The sequence below is a fragment of the Mycobacterium ulcerans subsp. shinshuense genome (assembly GCF_002355775.1).
Taxonomy (GTDB): domain Bacteria; phylum Actinomycetota; class Actinomycetes; order Mycobacteriales; family Mycobacteriaceae; genus Mycobacterium; species Mycobacterium marinum.
On the sequence record NZ_AP017624.1, the window covers coordinates 111420 to 128363 of the forward strand.

At 65.7% G+C, this 16944-nt stretch carries 10 protein-coding genes and 2 pseudogenes; 4 read left to right on the top strand and 8 right to left on the bottom strand.

The features are described from left to right. Positions 1-16: 16 nt before the first annotated feature. Positions 17-991: a PE family protein gene (locus SHTP_RS00510; protein ID WP_096372243.1), complete on the bottom strand. Its 975-nt coding sequence runs from the start codon at positions 989-991 to the stop codon at positions 17-19. Between the two features lie 54 nt (positions 992-1045). After that, positions 1046-2248, bottom strand: coding sequence for an ISAs1-like element IS2404/ISMul1 family transposase (locus SHTP_RS00515; RefSeq protein ID WP_420873063.1), 1203 nt, complete (start codon positions 2246-2248; stop codon positions 1046-1048). Positions 2249-2716: 468 nt separating this feature from the next. Between SHTP_RS00515 and SHTP_RS00520 the strand changes: the two genes are divergently transcribed. Then, positions 2717-3598 (top strand): haloalkane dehalogenase, encoded by an 882-nt coding sequence (locus SHTP_RS00520; protein WP_036427044.1) that lies wholly within the window; start codon positions 2717-2719, stop codon positions 3596-3598. 839 nt (positions 3599-4437) lie between these two features. Here SHTP_RS00520 and SHTP_RS30055 read toward each other — a convergent pair. From SHTP_RS30055 to SHTP_RS00540, 4 genes and pseudogenes are all read right to left on the bottom strand, one after another. After that, the gene (locus tag SHTP_RS30055; protein ID WP_012392117.1) at positions 4438-4698 is read right to left on the bottom strand and encodes a hypothetical protein; all 261 of its coding nucleotides are present in this window, start codon (positions 4696-4698) and stop codon (positions 4438-4440) included. Beyond that, a pseudogene (locus SHTP_RS00530) lies at positions 4695-5724 on the bottom strand (hypothetical protein). The gene SHTP_RS30055 and the pseudogene SHTP_RS00530 overlap by 4 nt, the downstream one beginning before the upstream one ends. After that, positions 5725-6024: a hypothetical protein gene (locus SHTP_RS00535; protein WP_020785386.1), complete on the bottom strand. Its 300-nt coding sequence runs from the start codon at positions 6022-6024 to the stop codon at positions 5725-5727. A gap of 516 nt (positions 6025-6540) precedes the next feature. After that, positions 6541-7116 carry a TetR/AcrR family transcriptional regulator gene (locus tag SHTP_RS00540; protein WP_012392120.1) on the bottom strand — a complete coding sequence of 192 codons (576 nt, stop codon included), beginning with the start codon at positions 7114-7116 and terminating at the stop codon, positions 6541-6543. Between the two features lie 185 nt (positions 7117-7301). Between SHTP_RS00540 and SHTP_RS00545 the strand changes: the two genes are divergently transcribed. Both SHTP_RS00545 and SHTP_RS00550 read left to right on the top strand, forming a co-directional pair. Further along, on the top strand, positions 7302-8690 hold the full coding sequence (locus tag SHTP_RS00545; RefSeq protein ID WP_096369465.1) for an ATP-binding protein: 1389 nt from the start codon (positions 7302-7304) through the stop codon (positions 8688-8690). 161 nt (positions 8691-8851) lie between these two features. Then, a pseudogene (locus SHTP_RS00550) lies at positions 8852-11173 on the top strand (FdhF/YdeP family oxidoreductase); the annotation flags it as partial. A 39-nt stretch (positions 11174-11212) separates the two neighbouring features. Here SHTP_RS00550 and SHTP_RS00555 read toward each other — a convergent pair. Then, positions 11213-12451 carry a cytochrome P450 gene (locus SHTP_RS00555; RefSeq protein WP_096369466.1) on the bottom strand — a complete coding sequence of 413 codons (1239 nt, stop codon included), beginning with the start codon at positions 12449-12451 and terminating at the stop codon, positions 11213-11215. A gap of 162 nt (positions 12452-12613) precedes the next feature. On the opposite strand from SHTP_RS00555, the gene SHTP_RS00560 reads away from it, so the two are divergent. Continuing rightward, positions 12614-15949, top strand: coding sequence for a LuxR family transcriptional regulator (locus tag SHTP_RS00560; RefSeq protein ID WP_096369467.1), 3336 nt, complete (start codon positions 12614-12616; stop codon positions 15947-15949). Positions 15950-16004: 55 nt separating this feature from the next. Here SHTP_RS00560 and SHTP_RS00565 read toward each other — a convergent pair whose 3' ends face one another. After that, entirely contained in the window at positions 16005-16937 is a 933-nt protein-coding gene (locus SHTP_RS00565) for a quinone oxidoreductase family protein (protein WP_096372244.1), read from the bottom strand. Positions 16938-16944 lie beyond the last annotated feature (7 nt).

The following is a 16944-nucleotide window of genomic DNA, read 5'->3' on the forward strand; positions in this document are numbered from 1 at the left end:
CCGGGCTGCCCGATGGCTAGGGGCCTAGCGACGTCGCCAGCAGTTCCGGCACATACTGCACCAGGCTCGGGACGAGGCCGCCGACCGGTGGGCCGGTGATGGTCAGTGAATTCAGCAGGGGGAGTACCGGTGTCGTCGCCGTCAGGGAGAGTGGTTGTAGGGGACTGAGCAGACCGGAGAACGGAATGTCAGCGGCCACGGACAGCCCGGGAAGCGACAGCTGCATCGATAGCGTCTGGCTGCCGTTGAGGAATCCGTTGGCGATATTGGCGGGGGTGTCGGCGAGCGTGCTGATTGCACCCATCGTGTCGCCGGCCTGTAGCGCCCCGAAAAATGCTGTGCCGCTTGCTCCGACGGCCAGGCCCGCATTGACGGGGGCGCCCAAAGCGTTGAGGGCCAGAAGCTGCGGTAGCCCGAGGCCGACCCCGAGCGATATGCCCGACGGAGTCAGCGACGTCAACGACAGCGAGACCGGGCTGCTGAACGCTTGATACAGGGTGGCGGAGCCCTGTGCGAGGTTTGCCGGTATCGCCAGCAGCGGCAGCGCGTTGCCGCTGGCCAGTGAGGTGGAAATCAGCTGCGGATACCCGGTGACGGCGTGTGTCAGGATGGGCACCGTTTGGTTGGTCCAGGTGTCTGCAATGGTCTGCAGATTGGCGGTGGTGTTGGCGACCAGGCTCGGGAAACCGCCGGTAGTGACGGTGGCGGTAGCTGCGGTCTCGGCGCTGAGGTAGGCACCACCGCTAACGGTCAATAGATCGATCAGCTGTTCGTGAAAGGCCTGCGCCTGGGCGCTGATCGCTTGGTAGTCGGAGCCGAAGGCGCCGAACAACGCCGCGATCCCGGTCGATATCTCATCTTCGGCCGCGGCCGCTAATGCTGTTGTGGGGGCGGCAGCGGTCGCGCTTGCCTCTCCCAACGTGGAACGAATAGCCGCCAAGTCTTGGGCCGCCGTCGTCATCAGCTCTGGTGTCGCGAGTACAAAGGACATTTCCTTCTCCCATCGACGCATTACCGTGGGTGCCCAGGGCTCCGGCGTTGTTGATTAGCAGGCTTGTGAGCTGCGGAATTGTGGATTGAGGAGGTCTAGGCGGCGGTTGGCGGTCAAAGCGGTGATCCGGCAGGCTTCGGCGATGTTGTCGGCGCCGTTGAGGCGGTGCAGATTGATCGCGGTGTTGCGTAGCGTTGCTAGGACCTGTGCGCCGTTTCCGGTATGTGCCCTTTGACGGTCTTCGTCGAAGGTGACGTCGCGTATCCAGTGCAGGCTGTTCTCGATTCCCCAGTGTTGACGCATCCAGGTCATGATCGCGGTAGGGCGGGCGTGCTCGAACGGCAGGCTGCAGATGGCATAGACCACCTCCACGCTGCGCTGGTCGGTGGCGGTGATCAAGCGTTCACGAGTGATCCGGATGATTTGTTTTGCGTAGGGGAAGCCGATTCCTCGTGCAGCGGTGATGATTTGCAGGGTGCGGGTCTCGACACGGCCGTGGCCGCGGGAGTCGTCGGTAGCGGCTGCGGGCACCTCGGCCCAGGGCAGCGCGGTGATACGCGCAAATATTTTGGCTTGGTTGGACTTGACGATCATCAGGTAGTGCGACTTCAAGGTGGCGCAGATCAACTTCGCGGTGACGACCTGGGTATGCATCGCATCCACGGTGACCAGCCACCGCAAGCTACCCGGCAGCAGCGTGAGCAGGGCACGTACGCAGGGAATTTCATTGCTTTTCTCGGCGACAGCGAGTTGACCGAGCACCAATCGGGCACGGTGGGCGAACACCGACACGAGATGCGTGGCTGTCGCTTTGGCGCGTAAAGCACCACGCAGCATCTTGCCGTCCAACGCGATCGGCACCAATCCACTGGGGTCGCTGCTGGCCACGTGTGCAGTGAAGTAACTGCCCATCCTGGCGTTGAGGTCGGCGGGGTCTAGCCGAGACAAAACAGCGCGGAAGGTCTTCTCACTGGGCCGCCGGAACCGGACCCCTAATTGGGCCAACACATCATCGGGAGCGGTGGCCGCCCATGTGGCAAAACCAGCATAGCCGCGCATCCCCGCGGCAGTGGCCAGAACCGCGATCGCCAACAAAGCCATCAGCGAATACCTCCGACCGCGTGGGCCCCTCGGGTCTGGCACCGAGGCCAACACATCGAGAAACTCCGATCCGATGAGCCCGCTGCGCTCACCAGGACTCCAGCGGTCGAACACCTCTGGAACCGACGACACAGGCAATACTGAAACGGTAGGCACGGGCAACTCCAGACCAACGACGAACAGTAACCAACTCGATCGTTCTCCAGATAGCCCGTGCCTACACTCCGGCCCCAATAGCGCGGCACCAAAGATCATCAACCCAGCTCACAAGCCTGCTAATCAACAACGCCGGAGCCCTGCGTGGGTGCCCGATGATAAGGGCGAAAATGAGCGTAACGGCACGTCAGCTCGCCGGGTGGGAAAACTGATTTTTGACTGATTGGGCAATTTGGTCCCGCGCGTTTTCCGGCAACGCCGTTCAATCACCATTCATTTGGGAGTGGCTCTGACGGCATGCCCGGGTACGGGCAATGTTGAAGGCCCGTACCGTCGGGTTAGCCGCGTTGTGGGAGAAGGGACTTGAGCCCAGTACCGGCCGGGGCGCCACCGATCGACTGCCGATACGGCCTGCCCGGCTACTACGCTCGAGTCCAGGCATTCTCGCCGACCCACTTGGAGGCTCCGATGACCGAGATCGATCCCACTCCACTCACCAAACGCCGCCTGGCCGTCGACGGCAAGCAAATGGCGTACCACGAAAGCGGTGAGGGCCGTTCGGTTGTGTTCCTGCACGGCAATCCGACCTCATCGTATTTGTGGCGCAACATCATTCCGCATGTGTCCGATCGCGCACGCTGTATCGCTCCCGATCTCATCGGGCAGGGTGACTCGGACAAGCTCGATGACACCGGACCGGGCAGTTACCGCTTCGTTGAGCATCGGCATTACCTCGACGGCCTTCTTGACCAGCTCGACCTCGGCGATGATGTCGTTTTGGTGATCCACGACTGGGGCTCGGCCCTCGGATTCGACTGGGCCAATCGCCACCGCGAGCGGATCGGCGGCATCGCTTTCATGGAGGCCATTGTGCGGCCGGTGACTTGGGCGGAGTGGCCCGAGTCCGCAGCGGGAATCTTTCGGGGGTTTCGCTCGGATGCGGGTGAACAGATGGTCATTGACAAGAACCTGTTTGTGGAGGCGGTCCTGCCCGGTTCCGTCCTGCGCGGTCTCACCCCCGCCGAACACGACGAGTACCGGCGCCCGTTCGTCGAGCCGCGACACTGCCGGCCGACGCTGAGCTGGCCGCGTGAGATACCAATCGAGGGTGAGCCTGCCGACGTGCATCAGATCGTTTCCGACTACGCCCAGTGGCTGCCCACCGCGGATTTCCCAAAGCTGTTCATCAACGCCGAACCCGGTGCCATTCTCACCGGACCGCAACGCGAGTTCTGCCGAAGTTGGACCAACCTGACCGAAGTGACGGTGCCCGGTAGCCACTTCATCCAAGAGGACAGCCCGCATGAGATCGGCCAGGCGATCGCTGACTGGCTGTCGAGTCTCGGCTGAACGCGCAGCACCGCCGAGCAGTGCGCGCACTGCCTGCGCTAGCTAGCAGCTGAGGCACTGTGGTGCTATCAGAAGTGGACCCCAGGAGTTCCTGCCGGAAGACAGGGCCTGGGGTTTGGCGCTTTTCAGGCCCGGGTTTCTATCATCGTCACTTGGGATTCGATTAGGGCGTAGTCCTCGGAATCGCCACAACGATGGTGCGTGACGGCGCCGCAACAGGCGTCGGGAATCCACAGCATGGGCTTAGTGGGACCACCGACGTGATCAAGGTGCAGACGACCTCCGAAGCGCGTTTCCTGCGCAGATTGCCCACGGTTCGATGGTCTTTTTGGTCATCTTTGAGGCCGCGTGATTCCACGATCGCCTGGCCAACGTCCATCGTGACGAGTTCCGGCAATAGCCGGTCCATGCACAGTCGCCGTTGCCACTCGGGGTGCTTCGATGGTGGTTGGCTGGCGTGCATCAGCAACACGTGGGCGAGAAAGCGGTTGTACTACTTCCAGCCACTGCGCCGTCTCACCTACATCTTCGACTGGGCCTGCGTGGACAACGCCGAGATCAAGCCAGGCGGCACACCACGAGCAGCACGACTCCAGCGCATTTCACGAGCATTACGGCCCAGAACACTGACCGGAAGGCTTTCAGCAGATCCGTACATTTAGTAGCTACGTATGTGCTTCCACGGTGTACCAATCTCCCGGTCGCGAAAAGGATTTCAGGCATACAGTATGGGAGGCCGGGCGTGCTGCGCTTCTGCACGTCACGGCTCACGTGTTGAAAGTGTCCCAATATCAACCGATTCTGGAACACCGCGCGGCTGGCCTACGCAGCCGCAGGCATCAGCGGCGCTTACGCTCTGCTCGCCGTTCTCTGATGACAATCAAGGGAATGAACAGGGCCAGCGCGCCGGCCGAGACAATGACCCAGTCGGTCCGGCCGGTGGTCAGCAGGACCACGATCAGCGCAACGACCACACCACCGGCTGCGAGGTAGGACGCCAGAGGGTAGTGCGGGCGACGCGCCAGCCCGAACGCGCCAGCGCCCCACAGTGCCAGCCCAAACGCGCCAGCCAGGATCGCAGCAACGAGCAGGTCTGTCATTTGCTGCCTACCAGGCATCCGAGCAGATTCTTGCCCGCGACGAGGGTGCCGAAGCCGCTGGCCACGGCGGCGACGCCCCCCCCCCCCCCCCACCCCGGTCTCTGCGGTCAGCGTCAAGATGCCGGTGCTGACCAGACCGCTGGCGAACAGGGTGGTCCGGTCGAACCAGTCGCTCGTAGTGCAATGGGTGCGGGCGTAGTCGATGTCGCTCATGTGCGCCTGTAGATCCGCCACCTGGCCGCGCAACCAGGCGGTGCGGGGGTCGTTTTCGGGCAGTGACTGCATGAGCTGTTGCAGGTTGTCCAAAAGACCCTGGCCGGTGAGGTTGGCTGGGTCGCCACCGAGGATCATTTGCTGCAGCTCAGGGCTCAGGCCGGGCGCTCCCGGTAGGGGCGTTCCATCAGGGGTGTCCCACGGCGCAAACGGAGGTGGCTCGCCGCCGTTCTGTTTGAAGTCGACTAACTGGACCCCGTTGCGGTGGGTGGTTGGGGCTTGCGTCGCGGGGATCGGGTTTTGCGCAAAGCCGACACTGCTTAGGTCAGCGGTGGCGGCGGTGAGTTGACCCGCCACCTTGGCGTCGGCCCCGTCGAGCTGTCGGGCGTGTAGCCGGATGTCACCGGCGAATGCTTGCGCCTGGGCTTGTCGAGCGGCCTGCTCGGCGGGCGTGCCGCTCCTGTGGGTGTCGGTGACAGACAAGTCTTCTCCGACAGTGAATCCCGCGTTGTGGGCGTCCTCGACAGCATAGAGAACTCGTCTTTGGGCTGCGCTGATGTCGCTGGCACCATTGCGCGCGATCCCGGCTGCCTGGCGCAGCATGTCGGCTTTTGCGCCGACAATCGGCAGGTCGGCGCTGGTCCGTTCCCGTAGCGCGTCCCCGCCAGCGCCGCTCCAGCCCAGGGCATAGGACTGGTTTCGCATCTGGAAGAACGCGTTTTCCCACTGATCGGTGGTCTTGGTCCAGTAGCCGGCCGCATCGATGAGGTGCTCGGTGCTCCATGCCCGGACTTGGGACAGGGTGGCCGGCATCTACACCACCCTCACCTGCGTCACGGCGGCCATCTCGCCCGCTGCGGTCGCCTCTTGGTTGGCGTAGCCTGCGGCAGCTGCGGCCACCGCGGCAGCCGTAGCCTGAGTTCGGGTGGCCAAGGCCACCCCGGTACCGCCGATCGCTGCGCCGATACCACTGACCGCCGCCGCAGTGGCTTGAAACGGCTGGCCCGGTGCCGGCGGCGTTGCCCCGGCAGCGAGTTGGGCGCGAAGGTCCTGCCATTGACTAGCCGTAACTCCCAGCTGACCAAGTTTGACATGCAGTTCATCCGATCCCACCCGCGCGAGTCTAAAGCCAGGGCCGCGGGGACACCATTTAGCTTCATGCGCGCTCGTTGGATTCGTGACCAGTGACGTTATGCGCGTGTTGACCAGGTTTGGACGCACCTGCCGTGGCTTTTCTGTCGTCGTAGGTTTATGCCGCCGCGGCGGCCGGGGAGAGCGGTGCATCGGCCAGGCGGGCGGGCCGCAGTATCGCTGGCCCGGCCAACGGCGTTGGCGGTTGTCCTAGCTAGGTCGGCGATCAACTGCTTTTGGCGGCCGACCGGCGCGCTCTTCCGGCGGATGCTGGCCCTGATGGGTAGTGCATCGGTGCGCGAAATCGATGTGGTGACGCCCTTTTGCCGCGGATGACGGCACGGGCTTTGGCGTTGGCCGGCATGGGGGGCGTAGCGATCGTCGGTTGCTGACCATCTTCGGTGAACGTAACGACCCCTTGGGCTTTCAGCGACGATGGGCCGCGCTGTTTCCCGACACGGCACAACGGGGCCCTCGCGGGCGGCTAACCGGACTCGGCTACCGACGGTCTTCTGGTGCGCGGTGTCCATCAAGGAATGCCGCGACCAGGGCGCCGAAGTCTAGTTGCGATGCCAGTGCTTCGGCCCCGGTGCGCGACCACAGGCCGGCGGCCATCAGCGGTCCAAGCAGCATCACCAGCTTTTGGTAGGGGTCGCCGGGTGCCAGTTGGCCTTGGGTCTGGTGCGTTTCGATCACCTGCGCCGCGTTGTGCAGGTTGGGCATCAGCGCCGCCATGGCCGTACCGAGTTCGGGATTGCGGGGCACCTCGACCGCCAGGGTCACCACCGCGCCCCCATACTTCTGGACGGTCTCGGCATAGGCGGTCACCAGCGCAAGGAGGTCGCCCCGGATATCATCGGTGGCCACCACTCGCGCGAATGGGGAGTTCGCCAAAGCGTGGGTGAGCGCGCTGTTGATCAGCGTGGCCTTGTTGCCGTAGCGGCGAAACAGCGTCACCTCGTTGACGCCGGCCCGGCGGGCGATCTCCTGGGTGGTGGTAGCCCGGTACCCGCACTCGGCGAAAACCGTCACCGTAATGTCGAATAGGCCATCGACGTCGATATATCTGGGCATTTGCGGACGTGCCGCACTATGACGTGAGCTGGATCGCTGATCCCAAGAGCTGAACAGCATCTCGGGCGGGCCGAGGGCGCCGGGCCGCAACAAAATCGGTTGACCGTCTGCTGGCCGGGTGTGATCCTGGTCCGTTGACCATTGCCCGACCAGTATCCAACCCGGTACCCGACCAGCAGACAGCCATGACCCTGACCAACGATGAACTGACCGACCTGACCACCGGCCTAACCGGCGGTGATGAGGCGCGCCGCCAGCCCATCACGGACGTCAACGCGTGGCTGGACGGGCTGGAGTACGGCGTCCGGCCCGCGCTGCGCGCACTCGGCGAGTTGCTGATCGGCGCCGCCGAGCGCGAAGGTTGCGAGAACGCCGATCGCTTCATCGTACGCTGTCTGGGCGTGCCGGATTCCGGGCACCTTCTGGACGAAGAACGCGATCTCAATCCCGTTTCCCGGTTGACCACCGCGCTGGCGCTGGCCGAATGGATCGAGCAACACGCGCACGCCTGCGAAGTCGGCCCGGGCGAGCACGCTTACCCGCCGAAGTGGACCCAGACCGAGATCGGTGGCCGCCGCTACCGCCACCCACTGTGCTTGTGCGTGCACTTTCCGGCCGGGACGCTGCTGGCTGAGACGGGTTGCGTCATCCACATCGAGGCGCGCGAGACGGTCATGCATTCCGCCGAGGTCAGCGCGTACGTAACGCCGGACAACCAGGCCCATGCCCGCGCCGTGCTGGATCGGCTCGCCGAACGGGCCAACGAACTCAACCCATACCGGGGCGAAGCGGTGCGCGCGACCAACAACCACGGCCTGAACTTCAGTGTGATCGACCTGCCATCGACGGCGACCCGCGGCACCGTCATCGTCCCCGACGCGGTGTGGACCGAGGTAGATCTCGGTGTCGCCTCGGTGCGCGACCGCCACGACCTGCTCAACGCGCACGGCCTGGGAGCACGGCGCGGTGTGCTGTTGTGCGGCCCACCCGGCACCGGCAAGTCGGCGGTCAGCGCGGTGGTGGCGGCCGAGGTGGTCGGTGAATTCACCGTCATCTACGTCGAGGCCAAAGCGGGGGCGGACCTGCTGACCGCCGTTGTGGAAGAGGCCCAGCGCCTCGGCGGTCCGGTGCTCATCGTGTTGGAAGACGTCGACCTGTGGTGCCGGGACCGCCGGGCCGGTGATGGCGGCCTCTCGGAGCTGTTGGCGGCAATGGACATTCGGCCCGAGGCCCGCATCCTGACCCTGGCCTCCACCAACGACGCCGAGACCCTGGACAAGGCGGCGGCGCGCACCGGGCGGTTCGACTCCATCGTCGAGGTCGGCTACCCCAACCGCGCCGACGCCGCCCGCATTCTGGCGGCGCTGATCCGCGACATTCCCGGGGGAGCGGCCGTCGACACGGCGGCGGTAGTGGCCGCACTCCCCGAGCGGATCAGCGGTAGCGATATCCGCGAAATCGTCCGCCGCGCCGTGCTGGCCGGCGATCGCGGCTCCGTGAGCACGGCAGCGCTGCTGGCTGAACTGGGCAGCGGGCGCTACCGGGCGACGGTGCCGCACGGGATGTACCTGTAGAGCCGCGGGCGGGATTGGTGCCGGTTCGCCACCACCGCCTCGGCGAAAGCCATTGCTTCAGTGGACATTAGCCCGGTCTGGCGCGCGAAGGCCGCGGCGGCGAGTTTCGCCGCGGCCGGTTGGCCCGCCGATGGACGCGCCCGGCGATGTAGTTTGACGAGGTGGCCTTCCAGCGCTCGGCAGCATCTGGTGACGTTCCCGCCGAATACGACGAGGACTCGATAACGGTCACCTCGCCCAAACGCGAAGCCGCGGGTGTGCGCGCGGTGCTGGTGTCGCTACAGCGTGGCCTGGAACAGATGGGCGCATTTCGTACCGCGGCCGCGCTGGCCCGCCTGAATCAGCGCAACGGCTTCGATTGCCCGGGCTGCGCGTGGCCCGAAGAGCCCGGTGGCCGCAAACTGGCCGAGTTCTGCGAGAACGGCGCCAAGGCCGTTGCCGAGGAGGCCACCAGGCGCACCGTCACGCCGGAATTCTTCGCCCGGCATTCGGTCACGGAATTGTTGGCCAAGCCCGAATACTGGCTTTCCCAACAGGACCGCCTTTCCCATCCGATGGTCCTGCGGCCCGGCGACGACCATTACCGGCCGATCGGCTGGGACGAGGCCTACCGGCTGATCGCCGAGCACCTCAAGGCGCTGGGAAGCCCGGATGAGGCGCTGTTCTATACGTCGGGGCGTACCAGCAACGAGGCCGCCTTCTGCTACCAGCTTCTGGTCCGCAGCTTCGGCACCAACAACCTGCCCGATTGCTCGAACATGTGCCATGAATCCTCGGGGTCGGCCCTGAGCGAATCAATCGGGATCGGAAAAGGATCGGTCACCGTCGAGGACGTCGAGCATGCCGACCTGATCATCATCGCCGGGCAAAACCCGGGCACCAACCACCCGCGCATGCTGACGGTGCTGGAGAAGGCAAAGGCCAACGGCGCAAAGATCATTGCCATCAATCCGCTACCCGAGGCCGGGTTGATCCGGTTCAAAGACCCGCAGAAGATGAACGGGGTGGTCGGGCACGGTGTGCCCATCGCCGACGAGTTCGTGCAGATCCGCATCGGCGGCGACATGGCGTTGTTCGCCGGGCTGGGCAGGCTGCTGCTGGAAGCCGAGGAACGCGCCCCGGGCACCGTCGTCGACCAGGCCTTCGTCGACCAGCATTGCGCCGGGTTCGATGAATATCGGCGTCGTACCTTGCAGATCGAGATGGACACCGTGCTGGCCGCGACGGGCGTTGGCGCGCCGCAGCTCGAGCGCAACGCGGCAATGGTGATGGCCTCGCAGCGCACGATCATTTGCTGGGCAATGGGCTTGACGCAGCACAGCCACGCGGTGGCCACCATCGGCGAGGCCACCAACCTGCTGTTTCTGCGCGGCATGATCGGCAAGCCGGGCGCGGGTGTGTGCCCGGTGCGCGGACATTCCAACGTGCAAGGCGACCGCACGATGGGCATCTGGGAGCAGATGCCCGAACAATTCCTGGCGGCGCTGGATCGCGAATTCGGCATCGACAGTCCGCGCAAACACGGCTACGACACCGTGGCCGCGATCCGGGCCATGCGCGACGGGCAGGCGGCGGTGTTCATGGCGATGGGTGGCAACTTCGCATCGGCCACTCCAGATACCGCCGTCACCGAAGCGGCCTTGCGCAGTTGCGCACTGACCGTGCAGATTTCGACGAAACTCAACCGCAGCCACCTGGTGCACGGCAGCACGGCGCTGATCCTGCCGACCCTGGGCCGCACCGACCGCGACCTTCGCGACGGCCGTAAGCAGGTGGTGTCGGTGGAGGATTCGATGTCGATGGTGCACCTGTCCCGCGGCAACCTGCATCCGCCCAGCGACCAGGTGCGCAGCGAGGTTCAGATCGTCTGCCAGCTCGCACGCACCCTACTCGGAGCGCAGCATCCGGTTCCGTGGGAGCGATTCGCGAGCCTCTACGACACCATCCGCGACGCCATCGCCTCCGTGGTGCCCGGATGTGCGGACTACAACGTCAGGGTGCGTCAGCCCGATGGTTTCCAGCTGCCCCATCCGCCGCGCGATGCCCGCGAATTTCCCACCAGCACCGGAAAAGCGAACTTCTCGGTCAGCCCACTGCAGTGGGTTCCGGTGCCACCGGGACGACTGATCCTGCAAACGCTGCGCAGCCACGACCAGTACAACACCACGGTGTACGGGCTCGATGATCGCTATCGCGGGGTGAAGGGTGGCCGGCGGGTGGTGTTCATGCATCCCTCCGACATCGAAGCGCTGGGACTGACGGCGGGGGAGCGTGTCGATTTGGTGTCGGAATACCACGATGCGGGCGGTAATCTGCAGGAGCGGCGGGCAAAAGACTTTCTGGTGATTGGCTATTCGACTCCGGTCGGCAACGCGGCGGCCTACTATCCGGAGACCAATCCACTAGTGCCGCTGGACCACACCGTGGAAAAGTCGAACACCCCGGTCTCGAAGGCGATCGTCGTGCGGGTGGAGCCGGCCTCGGGTGGCGCGACGACCGCCGGTAGTGCGGCTCGGCGCGGCTCAATGCCCGGCGTCGAACTCGATCGGCAACGTTGTCGGTCCGCTCAGCCCGGTCAGCGACTTCCATGGGGCAGCGCCGGTGCGCCGGGCTCCGGGCATGCGCTGGGTGATGATCCGGAGGGCTTCGGTGAGTTCGCGGCGGGCGAGATTGGCGCCCAGGCAGTAGTGCATACCGGCACCGAAGGTTTGGATGGGCCCCGCGATCGGGCGGCTGATGTCTAGCCGGTCGGGATCACGGTAGAGCGCCGGATCGCGGTTGGCGGCGCCGGTGTTGGCGATCACCAGCGTGCCGGTCGGGATTATCACGCCGGCCAATTCGACGTCGTCCAGCGCGATTCGCAATGTGCTGAAGGTGATCGGCGAGTGGCGCATCGTCTCTTCGGCGGCGTTGGCCGCCAGGTCGGGATGTTGGGCCAGCAGTACCCATTGGTCAGGGTGATCGCATAGGGCTTGCACCGAGGCGGCGAGCTGGTTTCGCGTGGTGTCGGTGCCGCCGATGAGCAGCCCCGCGACGAGCATCCGCAACTCGTCGGAGCTGAGGCAATCACCGTCGTCTTCGGCGCGGATCAGCGCGGAGATCAGGTCCTCGGTCAAGCTGCCGCGCCGCGCGGCCACCATGTCGTCGATGTAGGCGTCGAGCCCGTCCCAGGCCGCCAGGATGGCTGGCTGCTGGGCGGCGGCATCCCAGCTGAAGGCCTTGAGGATGTCGTCGGTCCAGCCGGAGAACAGTTTCCAGTCACCCGCCGGTGCTCCCAGCAGCGCGCAGATGATCGGGATCGGGTACCGGCGAGCGATATCGGCGACCACATCACAACGTCCACGATCGGCACAGCGGTCGACCAAATCGGTGATGACCTCGGTGATCGTGGTGTTCAACCGCCCGGTCGCGCGGGGGGTGAAGGCCTGCGACACCAGCCGGCGCAGCCGATGATGCGCGGGGCCGTCAAGACTGATCAGGTTGGCGGCAAGACGATCCCACAGCGGTCCGGACGCGATGCCCTGGGCGGCAAGGAACATGCCCGGCGGCATCCGGAATCGAGGGTCGCGCAGCACGGTGTGCACCAAGTCGTAGGTCAAGAGTTCGGGCCCATGCGGGCCGAGGGCGATCGGCGACCGGCGCCGCGCTTCGGCGAGGATCTGGTGGGCCTCATCGGGGCTCTGCGCGTTCTGGTAGTCAATGTTCGGCAGACCGGCGGCAAAGACATTCGGGGCGACCTGGCGGTCAACGGTGCTGGTCATGATCTCCTCCTCGGGCGCGTCTCGGGCTCAACGATGAGGCTGTGCGGACCGCCGACCATCGGCCACGACGCGTAGATCTGCGCCAGCGGGGTCGTAGATTTGCGCAGTGCCGAGAGCGCACCTACGCGCTGACGCCGATGTTTCGCCACCTACACCCCAGCGATGCTGGCTAGCATGAGCGAGATCGACCCACGCGCGGAAGCACCGCTGGTGGACTGGAGTGATGTCGACATGGGCGAGCTGCTGCCGACCGGAACGGTCACCTTGCTGCTCGCCGATGTCGAAGGCTCTACCCGGCTGTGGCAGAACCAGCCCGAGCCGATGACGGCAGCCGTCGCGCACCTTGATTCCGTGCTGGCCACGACCGTCGCGACTCATCATGGGGTGCGGCCGGTCGAGCAGGGTGAGGGTGACAGCTTCGTGGTCGCCTTCGCTTCCGCTCGCGAGGCCATCGCATGCGCGTTGGACTTGCAGCGATCACCGCTGGGGCCGATCCGGCTGCGCATTGGCGTACACACCGGCGATATCCAGTTGCGCGACCCCAATGACCCGACCAACTACATCGGACCCACCATCAATCGCACCGCACGCATACGCGAACTGGCCCACGGCGGCCAAACCGTAATATCCGGTGCCACGCAACTGCTGGTTGTCGACCAGCTGCCGGATGGGGCCTGGCTGGCTGATCTAGGGCTGCACCCGCTGCGGGACCTGCCCCGGCCGGAGCGCGTGGTGCAGCTGTGTCATTCCGGCCTGCAAAATGACTTCCCACCGCTGCGGACTACCAAATCCAGTGCTGTGCACCGGATGCCGGCGCGACTGACCCGGTTCGTGGGGCGTATCGCGCAGATGGCGGACGTGCGGTCCCTGTTGGCGGACAACCGGCTCGTCACGTTGACCGGCGCTGGGGGTGCTGGCAAGACACGCCTCGCGGTGGAGATCGCGGCCAGCGCGGTGGACGAATTCGGTGATGGCCTCTGGTACGTCGACCTCGCGCCGGTCAGCCACGCCGAGGCCGTTCCGGTGACGGTGGCCCGCGGACTGGGCCTGTCCGATCAACCGGGGCGCTCAACGGTGGATGCGCTCGCTCGGTTCATCGGTGAGCACCAGGTGCTCGTCGTGCTCGACAACTGCGAGCACCTACTGGATGCGACGGCTGCCCTGCTGCTGGAATTGACCGGCCGCTGTCCGGCAGTGCGGCTACTCGCCACCAGCCGAGAACCCCTCGGTGTGCCGGGCGAGGTGGCGTTCCTGGTGCCGTCGCTGTCGGTGACCGAAGCCACTGAGCTATTCACCGACCGGGCGCGGCGCGTTCGCCCGGACTTCGCGGTGACCGACGACAACACGACCGCGGTCACCGAGATCTGCAATCGGCTGGACTGCATGCCGTTGGCGATCGAACTGGCCGCCGCGCGAGTCCGAGCCCTGTCCATCGAGGAGATCCGCACGGGCCTGCATGACCGGTTTCGGCTACTCACCGGTGGCGCACGAACCGTGGTGCGTCGCCAGCAGACCCTACGGGCGTCGGTGGACTGGTCCCATGCGCTGCTGACCGAGCCGGAGCGGGTGCTGTTCCGCCGAATCGCAGTCTTTCTCGGGGGCTTCGACCTCGACGCCGCCCAAGCCGTCGCGGGTGACTCGCAGGTGCAGCGCTACCAGGTCGTCGACGAACTCGCGCTGCTCGTCGATAAGTCGCTTGTGATCGCCGAAAGCGGCGGGGGCCCAACGCGCTACCGGGTTCTCGAGACCGTGCGTCAATACGCCCAAGAGAAGCTCGCGGAATCCAGCGAAGTCGAGGCGGTTCGCTCGCGCCACGTCACTTACTACAAGTCAGTGGCGAAGCTGTTGGACGCGCCCACAGGCACCGACCATGAACGCAGGCTCGCGCAGGCCGAGGAGGAGCTCGACAATCTACGAAGCGCGTTCGGATGGAGCCTGGAGACGCGCGACTTCGACAGCGCACTGGAGCTGGCCACTTCGCTTCACCCGGTGTGGATGACGCGCGGCCAGGGCCGAGAGGGACTGGCCTGGTTGGAAGCCGGGCTGGGTAATGAAGCTGGGCTGGGTAATGAGGATGTCCAGGTTTCTCCTTCAACCCTGGCGCGCGCGCTCGCCGACAAAGTGACGTTGTTGGCGTGGACGGGGTCGATGGCAGGGTTTGATGACGCCGAGCGTGCCCTGACGATTGCGCGAGAGCTGGCCGACCTCGCACTGTTGATCCGCGCGCTCGTCGCCCGCGGAGTGATCACGGCCTACGACGCCGACGTCGCGCGCCCCTACTTCGATGAGGCGGCCCAGCTCGCGCGTGAACTCGGGGCTTCCTGGCGATTGAGCCAGATCCTGAGCTTGCAGACCCGGGCGGCGATGGCCGCCGGAGACCCGATTGCGCTCGAGGCGGCGGGCGAGGAGGGGCTGCGGATCGCGGAGGCGATCGGCGATCGCACGACGTCTCGGGAGTGCCGCGGTGCGCTCGGTTGGGTGCGGGCCTGGCGGGGAGATCCAATCGGAGCACTGCACCAACTCGGCGAGGCAATCGCTGAATCCAGCGCGGCCCACGATCTGTTGCTGCTGATGATAAGTCAAGTGGTGCAGGGATTTACCTATGCCTACGTCGGTGACGCAGACGGTGCGTGCGCCTGCGCGGATGCCGTCTTCACCAGTTCGGCGGAGCTGGTGGGCGCCAACGAGGGGCTCGGCTATGCGACAGCCGCAATTGCGTGCCAGGCCGTAGGGGATGCGACGGCGGCCTGGCAGTCCTATCAGAAGGCCCGCGAACTCGTGGGTATGGACCCGCAGATGGCCGGCGTTTTTCCCTTTGGGGCGTTGGCGCCGTTGGTGAGTGGGGACCTGAGCGCGGCGCGCCGTTGGGCCGACGACGTCGTGTCGACCAGCTACGGCTGCTACCTATCGGTGGCGCTGACGGCCCGGGCGCGGGTCGCGCTGGCGCAGGGTGAACTGGGGCAGGCCGATCGGGATAGCCATGCCGCCCTGTCGTGCAGCGCGGCCAACGGGACGACTCTAGGAGTCGCCGACACCTTGGAATGTCTCGCCGAGCTGGCAGCCACTGAGGGCGATCGCCGACAGGCCGCCCGGTTGTTAGCTTCCGCTGAGGCGATTCGGCACCGCACCGGCGAAGTCCGCTTGAAAATCCTCGACGCGCACTGCGAAGTCGTTCTCGCCGAACTTCGCAACGAGTTGGGGAAGCAGGACTTTGCCGCGGTGTGGGGACAGGGCGCGATCATCTCGACGGACGAGGTGATCAGCTATGTGCGGCGTGGCCGGGGCACGCGCAGGCGGCCCAGCAGCGGATGGGGTTCGCTCACCCCCACCGAGCATGACGTCGTTCGACTGGTTCAGGAAGGGCTGTCCAATAAGGACATCGCCGCGCGGATGTTCATCTCACCGCGTACCGTGCAAACCCACCTCACCCACGTCTACACCAAACTCGGGCTGACCTCGCGGATCCAGCTCGTTCATGAGGTCCCCCGTCACGCCTGATCCGGGTCACGGCGGGCGACGCGGGCGCCGACGGAGGTATCGCGCTGTTGGCGGTCTAGGGAAGAAACACAACGCGCCGGTCCGCGCCCAGCGGGCGCGTCCAGGCCGAGGTTACGTCGCTTAGTGGCATTGCCTGGGTACGGACCTCGAATTCGCCCGCGGCGACGGCTTGGGCGATCCCGGGAATGTCGTTGCGGATGTCGCGTTCGGATACGGAGCCGATGCCGCTCCCGACGATCTGCAGGCGAGTGGAGCGCAGGGCCGCCGAGACGATATCGGCGCTGGGGCCACCCGTCGAGCCGATTTGGATCCAGATGAGCTCTTCGTGCGGGTCGCGACGATTGGTGACCAGGTCGACCATGCCTTTGGCGGTGGGCGGTCCCCACACGTAGTCGAGGACGACGTCGACATCGCCGGCCGCTCCGAGCTGGTCAAGGGTGAGTGTGCGGTCGGCGCCCAACGAGGTCAGTTCGTTGAGCCGCTGACGATTGCGTCCGGCGGCGATGACCTCCGCGGCTCCGAAACGTTTCGCGACCTGGATTGCCATGCCCCCGGAGCTGCCTGTCGCGCCGAGGATCAGGACTCGTGATCCGGGTTTGAAGTTGATCTGATTTCGTAGCGCCACCCACGACGAGAGCACGGGGTTGACCGCGGCGGCCACCGTGACCGGATCGGCGTCGTCGGGCAGCGCGACGGCCCACTGCTGGTCAATGATTGTCCGCTGCGCCATGGTGCCCAGCGTGGTGTCCGCGAGATGGGCGTAGTAGAGCGTGCCCTCGGCGTCGCGGACCACGGCATCGATACCGGGCACGAACGGAAGCTCGCCGGTGCTGGTGTAGTGCGAACCGTCGGCTTGGGCGCGAACGCGCGGATGCAGTGCCGTGGCGACGACGTCGACGATCAGTTCCCCCGGCTTGGTTGAGGTGGGATCGGGGAAGTCCCCGAAGTGGGGCGGCTCATCGAAGGTGCGGACGATCGCGGCTTTCATGGTGTCC